General features: G+C 73.3%; 7 protein-coding genes. 4 read left to right on the forward strand and 3 right to left on the reverse strand.

What is annotated here, in order from left to right:
- Nucleotides 1–6 precede the first annotated feature (6 nt).
- The 4 genes from G6N24_RS00110 to G6N24_RS00125 all read left to right on the forward strand — a co-directional run bounded on the left by G6N24_RS00110 (nucleotide 7) and on the right by G6N24_RS00125 (nucleotide 5,347).
- Entirely contained in the window at nucleotides 7–1,653 is a 1,647-nt protein-coding gene (locus tag G6N24_RS00110; protein WP_085162420.1) for an acyl-CoA synthetase, read from the forward strand.
- On the forward strand, nucleotides 1,650–2,417 hold the full coding sequence (locus G6N24_RS00115) for a fructosamine kinase family protein (protein ID WP_085162396.1): 768 nt from the start codon (nucleotides 1,650–1,652) through the stop codon (nucleotides 2,415–2,417). Before G6N24_RS00110 ends, G6N24_RS00115 begins: the two co-directional genes overlap by 4 nt.
- 555 nt (nucleotides 2,418–2,972) lie before the next feature.
- Nucleotides 2,973–3,806: an amidohydrolase family protein gene (locus tag G6N24_RS00120; protein WP_085162394.1), complete on the forward strand. Its 834-nt coding sequence runs from the start codon at nucleotides 2,973–2,975 to the stop codon at nucleotides 3,804–3,806.
- Entirely contained in the window at nucleotides 3,803–5,347 is a 1,545-nt protein-coding gene (locus G6N24_RS00125) for an acetolactate synthase large subunit (protein WP_085162393.1), read from the forward strand. Before G6N24_RS00120 ends, G6N24_RS00125 begins: the two co-directional genes overlap by 4 nt.
- A gap of 307 nt (nucleotides 5,348–5,654) precedes the next feature.
- Here the strand turns inward: G6N24_RS00125 and G6N24_RS00130 are convergent, their stop codons facing one another.
- The 3 genes from G6N24_RS00130 to G6N24_RS00140 all read right to left on the reverse strand — a co-directional run bounded on the left by G6N24_RS00130 (nucleotide 5,655) and on the right by G6N24_RS00140 (nucleotide 12,565).
- Nucleotides 5,655–9,833, reverse strand: a complete 4,179-nt coding sequence (locus G6N24_RS00130; protein ID WP_163745375.1) for a PE family protein — start codon at nucleotides 9,831–9,833, stop codon at nucleotides 5,655–5,657.
- A gap of 147 nt (nucleotides 9,834–9,980) precedes the next feature.
- Nucleotides 9,981–11,483 carry a long-chain-fatty-acid--CoA ligase FadD17 gene (gene fadD17 / locus G6N24_RS00135; RefSeq protein WP_085162161.1) on the reverse strand — a complete coding sequence of 501 codons (1,503 nt, stop codon included), beginning with the start codon at nucleotides 11,481–11,483 and terminating at the stop codon, nucleotides 9,981–9,983.
- Complete coding sequence (locus G6N24_RS00140; protein WP_085162160.1) at nucleotides 11,480–12,565, reverse strand: acyl-CoA dehydrogenase family protein; 1,086 nt, start codon at nucleotides 12,563–12,565, stop codon at nucleotides 11,480–11,482. Before G6N24_RS00140 ends, fadD17 begins: the two co-directional genes overlap by 4 nt.
- Nucleotide 12,566 lies beyond the last annotated feature (1 nt).

Below are 12,566 nucleotides of genomic sequence, written 5' to 3' on the forward strand. Positions count from 1 at the left end.
AGTTTGGTGCCCGTGGCCCTGAATATTGCCGATCTCGCCGAGCACGCCATCGACGCTGTGCCCGAGCGCGTAGCCCTCATCTGCGGGGATGAGCAGCTCACCTACGCCCAACTAGAGGAGCAGGCCAACCGCCTCGCGCACTACCTGATCGATCAGGGTGTGCGGAAGGACGACAAGGTCGGACTCTACTGCCGCAACCGCATCGAAATAGTGATCGCGATGTTGGGCATTGTGAAGGCGGGCGCCATCCTGGTGAACGTCAACTACCGCTACGTCGAGGGCGAACTCCGCTACCTCTTCGACAACTCCGACATGGTCGCGCTGGTGCACGAGCGTCAGTACGCGGACCGGGTCGCCAACGTGCTGCCCGACACGCCCAATGTCAAGACGGTCCTGGTGGTCGAGGACGGGAGCGACGGCGATTTTGGGCGCTACGGCGGCGTGGAGTTCTATTCCGCCTTCGCCGACTGCTCCGCGGAGCGCGACTTTGGCGAGCGCAGCGCCGACGCCATCTACCTGCTGTACACCGGCGGCACCACCGGTTTCCCGAAGGGCGTGATGTGGCGCCACGAGGACATCTACCGCGTGCTGTTCGGCGGAACGGACTTCGCGACGGGCGAATTCGTCAAGGACGAGTACGACCTGGCCAAGGCCGCCGCGGCGAATCCGCCGATGATCCGTTATCCGATCCCGCCGATGATCCACGGCGCCACCCAGTCGGCCACCTGGATGTCGCTGTTCTCGGGTCAAACCATCGTCCTGGCACCGGAATTCAACGCCGACGAGGTCTGGCGCACCGTTCACAAACACAAGGTGAACCTGCTGTTCTTCACCGGTGACGCGATGGCCCGCCCCCTGCTGGATGCGCTTGACAGGGAGCACGACTACGACCTGTCGTCACTGTTCCTGTTGGCCAGCACGGCGGCCCTGTTTTCGCCGAGCATCAAGGAGAAACTGCTTGAACTGTTGCCGAATCGGGTCATCACCGACTCGATTGGCGCGTCGGAGACGGGTTTTGGCGGCACCAGCATCGTCACGGCGGGTCAGGCGCATGGTGGCGGACCGCGGGTGACGATCGACCATCGCACCGTCGTCCTCGACGAGGACGGCAACGAGGTGAAGCCCGGCTCGGGTGTGCGGGGCTTCATCGCGAAGAAGGGGAACATTCCGGTCGGGTATTACAAGGACGAGAAGAAGACCGCGGAGACGTTCCGCACCATCAACGGTGTGCGCTATGCCATTCCGGGCGACTATGCGCAGGTCGAGGAGGACGGCACGGTCACCATGCTGGGCCGCGGATCGGTGTCGATCAACAGCGGCGGCGAGAAGATCTACCCCGAAGAAGTGGAAGCGGCGTTAAAAGGGCATCCCGACGTGTTCGACGCGCTGGTGGTCGGGGTGCCCGACCCGCGTTACGGCCAGCATGTGGCCGCCGTCGTGCAGGCCCGGGCTGGTTGTAGGCCGTCGTTGGCCGAGCTGGACAGTTTTGTGCGCCGCCAGATCGCGGGATACAAAGTGCCGCGCAGCCTTTGGCTTGTCGACGAGGTAAAACGTTCACCCGCAGGCAAGCCGGACTACCGCTGGGCCAAGGAGCAGACCGAGGCGCGCCCTGCCGATGACGTGCATGCGGCTCACGTGGCGACGGGTGCGTGACCGATTTCGTCAAGCGCGATCCCCGCGTGCCTACCGGGTACTTTGCGTGGGAAGCCACAGGGCTGCAATGGCTTTCGGATGTCGACGGCGGCGTGCCGTGTGCGCGGGTGGTATCCGTCGACGCCACGAGCCTGACGCTGCGGCGGCTTGAATCGGTGACGCCGAGCCGCGAGGCGGCCTACGTGTTCGGCGGTCAGCTGGCCGTCACGCACGACGCGGGTGCGCCGGCATTCGGCGCTGCGCCCGACGGATGGGACGGGCCCGGGTTCTTCGGGCCGCTATCGCAGCCGTTGCCGATGTCGCTGCGACGGCATACGCGGTGGGGCGACTTCTACGCCGAGGAGCGGCTGGTGCCGATGGCCCAGCTCGCGACGGCGCGGCTGGATGCTTCGACCCGTACCGCGATCGATGCCGTCGTGTCGCGTTGCCGGGCAGGCGATTTCGACGACGATGATCGGCCGTCCCGGCTGCACGGGGATTTGTGGGGCGGCAACGTGATGTGGACGCCCGACGGGGTGGTGCTGATCGACCCGGCTGCGCACGGCGGTCACCGGGAGTCCGACCTGGCGATGCTGGCGCTGTTCGGCTGCGCTCATTACGAGGCGATCATTGAGGGCTACCAGCGAGTGCGCTCGCTGAAACCCGGGTGGCGCAACCGCATTGGGCTGCATCAGCTCTTTCCGCTGCTGGCGCACGTGGTGCTGTTCGGCGGTGGGCACGCGGCGCGGACCCATGCCGTCGCGCGCGCAGTGCTGGCCGTCTGAACCTGACTGAGCCGGAATGTTGGCACCTGGTGTGCCGGCGATCCGGTCGCCGGTGCTGCCGGTAGCCGCCCAACCCGTGAATCCCTTGGCGCCATCCAGGCGCCGGTGGTGGTGCCATCGTCACCCTGTGCGGCGTTGCCGCGGTGGCCTCCGGTGCCGCCGGTCCCGGCCGCGCCGGCCACGCCGCCGGAACCGCCGGCGCGGTTTAGCCTCTAAGGATCCGGTTCGCGCCCGCATTAGGGGGCTCCGCCGGCCCCGCCCTTGCCGGCGCCACCGGCCGCACCACAACTCGCGCGGCACCCGCGCCCGGCGACGTCGCCGGGGCCAGCGACAAACCCGGCGAGATCGCCGACGGCGCCGGCCGGCATTGCCACCGGTACTGCTCACTGTCGACCCGGGGCATGAGATCGCGCGAAGCGAATGCGTGCGGCATCGGGCGCCGTCAGAGGTGAATCGCGTCGCCCCCCCAAACACAGTCGGCCCAAGCCGCGAAATCTAGCGCGACCGCGGTAGCAGGTCATGGGTTTCGCCAAGCTCTCGTTAGTCTGAATCGCGATGACGATCGACGTATGGATGCAGCACCCGACGCAACGGTTCCTGCGCAGCGACATGTTGGCCTCGCTGCGCCGCTGGACGGGCGGCTCCATCCCGGACGCCGACGTCCCGATCGAGGCGACCCTCGCCGCGATGGACGCCGCCGACGTCGACCTCGGCCTGCTCAGCGCGTGGCGCGGCCCGAACGACCTGGACCTGATCTCCAACGACGAGGTCGCCGAATGGATCACGATGCGGCCCAACCGGTTTGCCGGTCTGGCGGCGGTCGACCTGGATCGTCCGATGGTGGCCGTCCGCGAGTTGAGGCGCCGCGTCGGTGACGGGTTCGTGGGCCTGCGGGTGGTGCCCTGGCTGTGGAACGCGCCGCCCACCGACCGTCGCTACTATCCGCTGTTCGCCGAATGCGTACAGTTGGGCGTGCCGTTTTGCACCCAGGTCGGTCACGCCGGCCCGTTGCGGCCGTCGGAGACCGGTCGCCCGATTCCGTACATTGACCAAGTGGCGCTTGACTTTCCGGAGCTGGTGATCGTGTGCGGGCACGTCGGCTATCCGTGGACCGAGGAGATGGTCGCCGTGGCCCGCAAGCACGAGAACGTCTACATAGACACGTCGGCCTATAGGATCAAACGCTTGCCGCATGAGCTCATCCGGTTCATGAAAACCGGTACGGGACAACGCAAAGTCTTGTTCGGCACCAACTACCCGATGATCGGCCATGCTCACGCGCTGGCGGGGCTTGACGAACTCGGGCTGGCCGAGGAGGCTCGTCACGACTTCCTGCATGCCAACGCCGCGCGGGTCTTCAAGCTCGCCCAACGAGAGGTTCAAGGATGAACGGTGCCCAGGCTCTGATCAACACGTTGGTCGACGGGGGGGTGGACGTGTGCTTTGCCAACCCCGGAACCTCCGAGATGCATTTCGTCGCGGCGCTGGACACGGTGCCGAGCATGCGTGGCGTGCTGACCCTCTTCGAAGGCGTGGCCACCGGCGCGGCCGACGGGTACGCGCGCATGGCCGACAAGCCGGCGGCGGTGCTGCTGCACCTGGGCCCCGGACTGGGCAACGGCCTGGCCAACCTGCACAACGCGCGCCGGGCCGGCGTGCCGATGGTCCTTGTCGTCGGCGATCACGCCACCTATCACAAGAAGTACGACGCCCCATTGGAATCCGACATCGATGCCCTCGCCGGCACCGTCTCGGGATGGGTGCGCCGAACGGGTGCGGCCACCGACGTCGGCGCCGACGCCGCCGACGCGATCGCGGCGAGCCGGTCGGGCCCGCAGGTCGCGACGCTGATCCTGCCTGCGGACGCGTCCTGGTCCGATGGCGCCCAGCCGGCCGCGGTGCCGGCGTCGCCGCCGGCTGCGGGTGTCGAGCTGGGCTCCGTGGCCACGGTGCTGCGCTCGGGAGAACCGGCGACGATTCTGATCGGGGGTGACGCCACCCGCGGGCGGGGTCTGGCCGCGGCCGCTCGGATCGCCGAAGCGACCGGGGCCCGATTGCTGTGCGAGACGTTCCCGACGCGGCTGGAGCGCGGCGCCGGCGTGCCCGTCATCGAGCGGCTGGGGTATTTCGCGGAGGCCGCCTCGGCCCAACTCGACGGAGCCAAGCATCTGGTGCTGGCCGGCGCGAGGTCGCCGGTGTCGTTTTTCGCCTACCCGGGCACGGCCAGCGACCTGGTCCCGGCGGGCTGCGAGGTGCACGTGCTCGCCGAATACCGCGGTGCCGCGGACGCTTTGGTCGCTTTGGCCGACGAACTGGCGCCGGGGACGACGGCGCCGGTGGCGGCCGCGTCGCGTCCGCAGTTGCCGACGGGGGCGTTGACTTCGTTGTTGGCGGCGGACGTGGTCGGGGCGCTGCTGCCCGAACGGGCGATCGTCGTCGACGAATCCAATACCTCTGGCGTGATGCTGGAGCAGGCCACCGCTGGGGCGCCAGCACATGACTGGCTGACGTTGACCGGGGGCGCGATCGGCTACGGCATCCCAGCCGCGGTGGGTGCCGCGATCGCCGCCCCTGACCGTCCGGTGTTGTGCCTGGAATCCGACGGGTCGGCGATGTACACGATTTCGGGGCTGTGGACGCAGGCGCGGGAGAACCTCGACGTCACCACCGTGGTCTGCAACAACGGCGCCTACGACATTTTGCGGATCGAGCTGCAACGCGTCGGAGCCGGATCCGCGCCTGGCCCCAACGCGCTGAATCTGCTCGAGATATCGCCCCCCAGAATGGATTTCGTGAAGATCGCCGAGGGGATGGGAGTTCCGGCGCGTCGTGTCAGCACTTGCGAGGAGTTTGCCGACGCCCTGCGCTCCGCGCTTGCCGAGCCCGGACCGCACCTGATCGACGCCGTGGTGCCGTCACTGCTGGGATAGGGGCTTGCGCGCGGTCGGTCGCCGATCCGAGCGGCAACCGAGCTAGGCCTGAGGGAGGCCTGAGGGCCCGGGGCGCCTTGGCTGCCCGCCGACACCACTAGCTGCCGTTCGTGCCGGGGGTGCCGGTGCCGCTGCCGGTGGACAGCACCGCCACCGCGGCCGCAATTAACGCGGTAGTAGGCCGGGATTATATTCGCCACACGCCTAATACGGCAGGGTCTTCCGGAAACTGTTGTGTGCACATTTTGGGGGCGTGCGCGGAGACTCGTGTCCTGCCCGATGTGCGGCGGGCGGTCGCCGGTTCGCCTCAGGCGACGCCGCCGAGGCCGGCGGCGCCGCCGTTGCTGGTGGCACCCCCGTCGCCGCCGGTGCCGCCAATGCTGCCGACGCCGCTGTTGCCGGGATCGCCGGGATTGCTGTCGCCGCCGTCGCCGCCGGTGCCGCCGGCGATGCCGTTGCCGGCGAGCCCGCCGTTGCCGCCCTGGCCGCCGACCCCGCTGGCGCCGCCGTTGCCGCCGGTGCCACCGCCGCCGAGCACAAGGCCGGTGCCGCCGTCTCCACCGCCGCCGCCGGTGCCGCCCGCCCCGCCGGTGCCGCCGACGCCGCCGCTGCCGCCGTTGCCCGCCTTGCCGCCGCCGCTGCCGGCCGCGCCGCCGTTGCCACCCCGGCCGCCGTTGCCGCCGTTCGCGCCGGCCGAGCCGGCCCCGCCGTTGCCACCGTCGCCGCCGTTGCCGTCGGAGCCGGTGCCGTTGTTGATGCCGCCGTCGCCGCCGTTGCCGCCGACACCGCCGACGGTGCCCTTGCCCCCGTTCCCGCCGGCCCCGCCGGTGCCGCCGGTGCCGCCGTTGCCGCCGTTGGCGCCGCCCGCGCCGGCGTTGCCGCCGGCCCCGCCGGCGCCACCGGTGCCGGCATTCAACGTGCCGTCGTTGCCGTTGCCGCCCATGCCGCCGTTGCCTGCGGTGCCGGTGGCGCCGACGGCGACGTTGCCGCCGTTGCCGCCGTTGCCGCCGGCGGAGCCGTTGCCGCCGGGGCCCAGGGTGCTGCCGTTGGTTGCGTTGCCGCCGTTGCCGCCGTTGCCGGCGGTGCTGCCGACGGATCCGGCGGTGACGTTGCCGCCGTCGCCGCCGTCACCACCGGCCCCGAATTGCCCGCCGGCCCCGCCGTCCCCGCCGGTCCCGGCGGTGGCCACCCCGGTGGCCGACGCGTCGCCGCCGGCGCCGCCGTCACCGCCGGGCCCGCCGGAGATACTGCCGACGCCGCCGTCTCCGCCCCGTCCGCCGGTGGCGTCGCCGGCGCCGTTGACCCCGGCGCCGCCCGTTCCGCCGTTGCCGCCCTGCTGGACTTGACTGAATGGCGGGCTACCGCTGCTGGGGCTGCCGGCGGTGCCGGTGCCGCCGTCGCCCCCGGTGGGCGTCGTGCCATCCGGGGTGCCGTTGGCGCCGGCCGCGGCCTGTGGCACCGTCACCGGGATTGTCTGGTTGACGGCGTCGGCGCCGCGGCCGCCGTCCCCGCCGTTGCCGCCGTCGCCGCCGTCGCCGCCGGTGCCCTGGCTCCCAGTGTTGCCGGCGGTGCCGGCGCCGGGGGCCCCGCCGGCGCCGGGCGCGCCGCCGTTGCTTCCGGACCCGCCGGCGCCGCCGGTGCCGCCGATGGGTGTGGCCAAGCTGTCGGCGGGCACGAATTGCGCGCCGTCGGCGCCGTCGGCGCCGTCCCCGCCGTCGCCGCCGTCGCCGCCGTCGCCGCCCTTGCCGCCGTTGCCGCCGCTGACGCCCGCCCCGCCGGTGCCCCCGGTGCCGCCGGCGCCAGCCTTGCCGGCGTCGCCGCCAGCGCCGCCGGCCCCGGCGGTGCCGCCGGCGACTTTTCCGCCGGCCGCGCCGACGCCGCCGTTCCCGCCGTCGCCGGCGTTGCCGCCGTTGCCGCCGGTGCCGCCGTTGCCGGCGGGCGCGCCGCTGGCGCCGGCTCCGCCCGTGCCGCCCTGACCGCCGGCGCCGGCGTCGCCGCCGTCGCCGGCGTTGCCGCCGTCTCCGGGGGCCGCAATCGTGGTGCCCTGCACGCCGGTGCCGCCGTCGCCGCCCTGGCCGCCGCTGCCGCCGTTGCCGGCGTTGCCGCCGAGGCCTCCCGCACCGCCGGTGCCGGCGGCGCCGCCGGTGCCGCCCGCACCGCCGGTGCCGCCCGCACCGCCGGTGCCGCCGTCGCCGCCGTGTGGTGCGTCCCCGACGCCGATGCCCGGCATCACGGCGTCGCCGCCCTGGCCGGCGGCGCCGCCGTTGCCGGCGTCGCCGCCGGTTCCCCCGGTTCCGCCGGTGCCGCCCGGGCCGCCTGCTGCGCCGCCGGTGCCCCCGGCCCCGCCGTCGGCGCCGGTTCCGCCCGTGCCGCCGGTGCCGCCCGCGGGCGCCGTGCTGGTGCCGAGTGCGCCGCTGCCACCGTTGCCGCCGTTGCCCCCGGTTCCGCCGGCGCCGCCGGTACCCCCGTCGCCGCCGAGGCCGCCGTTGGCGCCGGCGGCGCCGCCGGCCCCTCCTTGGCCGCCATTGCCGCCCTTGGAGCCGGGGTCGCCCATGGCGCCGGTGCCGATGCCCGCGTTGGCTCCGTTGCTGCCGTTGCCGCCGCCGCCGCCGGCTCCGCCGTCGCCGCCGTTTCCGCCGGTGCCCAGGGCCCCGGCGATGCCGCCGTTGGCGGCACCGCCGGCGCCGGGCGCGCCGCCGTTGCCGCCGTCGCCGCCTTGGCCGCCGACGGGGGCGTTGGTGCTGTTGTTGCCGGCGTGGCCGCCGTCGCCGCCGCGTGCGCCGTTGCCGCCGGTGCCGCCCGTTCCGCCGGTGCCGCCGGGACCGCCGGCGGCACCGCCGTCGCCGCCTTGGCCGCCGGCGCCGCCCGCGGTGCCGTTTCCGCCGACGGCGTTCGGGGAGGCGGAGTTGTCGGTGCCGTTGCCGCCGGCGGTGCCGTCGCCGCCGTTGCCGCCGCGGCCCCCGTTGCCGCCGGCGCCCGCGTTGCCGGCGTGGCCGCCGCCGCCCGCGCCCGCCGCGCCGCCGCTGCCGGGCGCGCCGCCCTGCCCGCCGTCGCCGCCGTCGCCGCCGACCCCGGCGGGGCCGCCGCCGGCGACGCCGACGGCGCCGTTGCCGCCGTTGCCGCCGAGGCCGCCGCTGCCGCCGAGGCCGCCGTTGCCGGCGGCACCGCCCACGACCGCGGCCCCGCCCGTGCCGCCATTGCCGCCCTTGCCGCCCGCGAAACCGTTGGTGCCGCTGTCGCCGGGGTTGATCCCGTTGCCACCGTTGGCGCCGTTTCCGCCCGTGCCGCCGGTGCCGCCCGTACCCCCGGCGCCCACGCCGCCGGCCAGGCCGGCGCTGGTGAGGATGCCGGGGGCACCGGCCGCCCCGCCTGGGCCCGCGGCGCCGCCCGGCCCGCCATCGCCGCCGGCACCGGCGGCGATGACCGTCGATCCGTTGCCGCCGGCCCCGCCGGCGCCGCCGGTGCCGCCCTGCCCGCCGAGGCCGCCGGCACCGCCGTGGCCGAACAGCACCGGGCCCGCACCTCCGGCCCCGCCGGCCCCGCCGTTGCCGCCGATGCCGCCGGTGCCGCCGGTGCCGCCGGTGCTGACGGCGTCCGCGCCGGCCCCGCCGTCGCCGCCCTGGCCGCCGGCGCCGCCGGCGCCGCCGTTCATGAACAGCCCACCGGCCCCGCCGTTACCGCCGGTGCCGCCGTTGCCGGCGCCGCCGCCGCCGATGGCGCCCGGGCTGCCGATCCCGCCGGCTCCGCCGGCCCCGCCCTCACCGATCAGCAGCGCGCCGGTGCCGCCGTTGCCGCCGGTGCCGCCCGTGCCGCCGCCGGTGCCGCCCATGCCGCCGGCCCCGCCGGCGCCGCCGCCGCCGATCAGCAGCGCGCCGGTGCCGCCGTTGCCGCCGGTACCGCCCGTGCCGCCGCCGGCGGCGCCGACGCCCCCGACGCCGCCGGCGCCGCCGCCACCGAACAGCAGCCCGCCGTTGCCGCCGTTGCCGCCCCTGGCGCCGCCGCTGCCGCCCGCGCCGCCGAGGCCACCGTTGCCCCACAGCCCGGCCGACCCACCGTTGCCGCCGGCCTGGCCCGGCCCGCCGGACGCGCCGTTGCCGCCGCTGCCGAACAGCCAGCCGCCGTCCCCGCCGTCGCCGCCCGGTGTCGTCGCGTTGGCGCCATTGCCGATCAGCGGGCGCGACAGCAGCGTCTGCAAGGGTGAAGCGTTGGCAGCCTCCGCGGCGGCATACGAGCCGGCACCGGCGCGAAGGGCCTGCACGAACTCGCTATGAAACGCCGCCGCCTGTCCGGCCAACGCCTGATAACCCTGGCCGTGCCGGGAGAACAGCGCGGCGATGGCGGTGGACACCTGGTCGCCGGCCGCGCTCACCACCGCCGTCGTCGAGGCGGCGGCCGCGGCGTTCCCGGCGGCCAGCGAGGCGCCAATTCGCCCGACGTCGGCGGCCGCCGCGGCCATAATCTCCGGCGACACCAGCACATACGACATCCGGCACCTCGCAGCAGCTCAGGCCAACGCGGCGGCCGTCGGCCATCATCGATGCAATCGGTTGGACCGGATCGTATCGCGATCGCGGCAGGTCATTGGACGTTTTGCGGCGAATATTTGATATGCGTCAAGTAGGTCGACCGCCCGCTAGCGACGAATCGGCCACACCGGGTCGCCGCAGTCGATCCCCTCGGCCGACAACTGCCGCTTGAGCACCTTGAACGTCGTGGTGGCCGGTAGTCCCGCGGTTACCCGCACGTACGACGGCCACTGTTTGGGCCCGAGGTCGGGCTGCTCGGCCAGGAACGCCCGGAACTTGTCCGGATCGAACTCCGTATCCGCCGCCATCACCAACGCGGCCATCACCCGGTCACCGACCACCGGATCGGGCACCGGATATACCGCAACCTCGGTCACGTCCGGGTGGCGCAGCAGCACCCGCTCGATCGGGGCGGTGCCCAGATTTTCGCCGTCGACCCGCATCCAATCGCCCAGGCGGCCGGCGAAGTAGGCATAGCCGGCCTCGTCGCGGTAGGCGAGGTCGCCGCTGTGGTAGATGCCGCCCGCCATCCGCTCGGCCTCGGCGGCCGCGTCGTTGTAATAGCCCTCGAAGCGGCCCGGCCCGGCGGTGTTCACCACCTCGCCGACCACCCCGGGCTGGCAGGGCTCGCCGGTGTCGGGGTCGACGATCTCGATCCCGTCCGGCAACGGACCCAACGATCCCGCCGGCGTGGCGGGGGTACGGGCGATCGCGACCCCGCCTTCGGTCGACCCGAACCCGTCCTGAACCACACAGCCGAACCTGCGGGCGAACCGCTCGACGTCGCCGGCCACGCCCTCGTTGCCGTACACGGCGCGCAGCGGGTTGTCCGCGTCGTCGGGCCGCTCGGGCGTGGCCAGCACATACGACAACGGCTTGCCCACGTAGTTCGCGTAGGTCGCCCCATAGCGGCGCACATCGGGGAGGAACCCGGACGCAGAGAACTTGCGCCGCAATGCCATTGAGCCGCCGCAGGCCGCGGCCACCGCCCAGCCGACCAACACCGCGTTGGAATGAAACAACGGCATCGACACATAGCAGACGTCGTCCCGGCCCAGACCGAAGCGCTGTGTCATCGTCACGCCGGCGATCGCCACCTTGCCGTGGCTGCACTTCACCGCCTTCGGCTCCCCGCCGGTGCCCGACGTGAAGATCAGCATGAAAAGGTCTGTCGGCGAGGCGGATTGAAAACACACCTCGGCGTCCCGATATGCGGCCAACTCTGCGGCCCACGCCGCGGATTCGACGTCAACATGCGCGATATCGCCCAGCGCCGCAGCCGATTCCGAGTCGGTCAGCACGACTTGGCAGTCGGCCTTGGCGATGTCGCGGGCCAACGCGGCGCCGCGACGCACCGGGTTGAGGCCCACCGGCACGATCCCCGACAGCCCGGCAGCGACCAGCGTCGCCGAGAAGAACGGGGTGTTTTGCAGCAGCACGCCGACGTGCGGAGGCCGGGCTGGGTCGAAGCGCGCCCGCAGCGCCGCGGCGATCGCCGCGCCATGCCGGACGTGCTCGCGCCAGCTGGTAAACGAGTCTTCGAAATAGACGCCCCGGTCGTCGATTTCGGCCAGCGGCACCAGCAGCTGCGTGACGGTCGGATCTGTCAAGCAGGCGTCTCCGCCAGTTCGCGGCCGATGCGACGCAATTGCCCGGTGGCGCCGCCCAGCGCGAACTCGGTTTCCTTGGCGGACAGGAAATAACGGTGCACGGGGTGATCGGTGTCGACGCCGACGCCGCCGTGCACGTGCACGATGGTGTGCGCCACCCGGTGTCCCGCGTCGGCGGCCCAGAACGCCGCGCTGGCCACATCGATGTCGGCCGGGACGTCCTCGGATACCCGCCAGGCCGCCTGCGTGAGCGTCAGCCGCAACCCCTTGACGTCGATGTAGCCGTCGGCCAGCCGTTGCGCCACCGCCTGGAAGCTGCCGATCGGACGTTCGAATTGCTCACGGGTGCGCGCGTATTCGGCCGTCATCCGCAGGCCCCGCTCTAGCACCCCGAGCTGAAACGCGGCGCGGCCCAGGGTTGCCAGCGTCCCCAGCCAGGAGGCCACCTCGCCCCCGCCGACCCGCCGCGTGGCATCGACCCCCTCCAGCGCCAGGTGCCCGACGCTACCCAGGCCGGTGGTCTGCAGCGCGGTCACCGAAACCCCCGGGTCGTCGGCGGCGACAAGGAAAACCGCCGCGCCGGAATCGGTTTCGGCGGGAACCAGGAAGCCGTCGGCCACCGGGCCGAACGGCACCTGGGTGCGCGTTCCGGTGAGCCGGAAGCCATCACCGGCGGCCCGCACCGGCCCCTCACCCATCTCGCCGTGCAGGGCGACGGTGAGGACCTTCTCGCCGCCGACCGCCGGCACGCCCCAGGCCTGCCGCAGTTCCTCGGAGCCGAACCGGGCCAGCGCACCCGCGCCCAGCACCACCGACTCCAGATACGGCACCGCGGCCAGCTGGTGACCCAGGGCAACCAGCACGGCCACCTGCTCGAGCACCCCGAAACCGCCGCCGCCCAGTGACTCCGCCGCCGCCGCGCTCAGGACGTCGGCGTCGATGAGCTTGCGCCACAGCCGTCGGTCGAACCGTTGCTCGAGCTTGTCCAGCTCGCGTTGATGCTCGGGGGTGCAGACCGCGTCGACGATGGTGTCGACCAGGCCGCCGAGGTCGGCCGCCGCTTCGGTTGTCGTGAAATCCATG

The organism is Mycobacterium lacus (assembly GCF_010731535.1).
GTDB classification, from domain to species: Bacteria; Actinomycetota; Actinomycetes; order Mycobacteriales; family Mycobacteriaceae; genus Mycobacterium; species Mycobacterium lacus.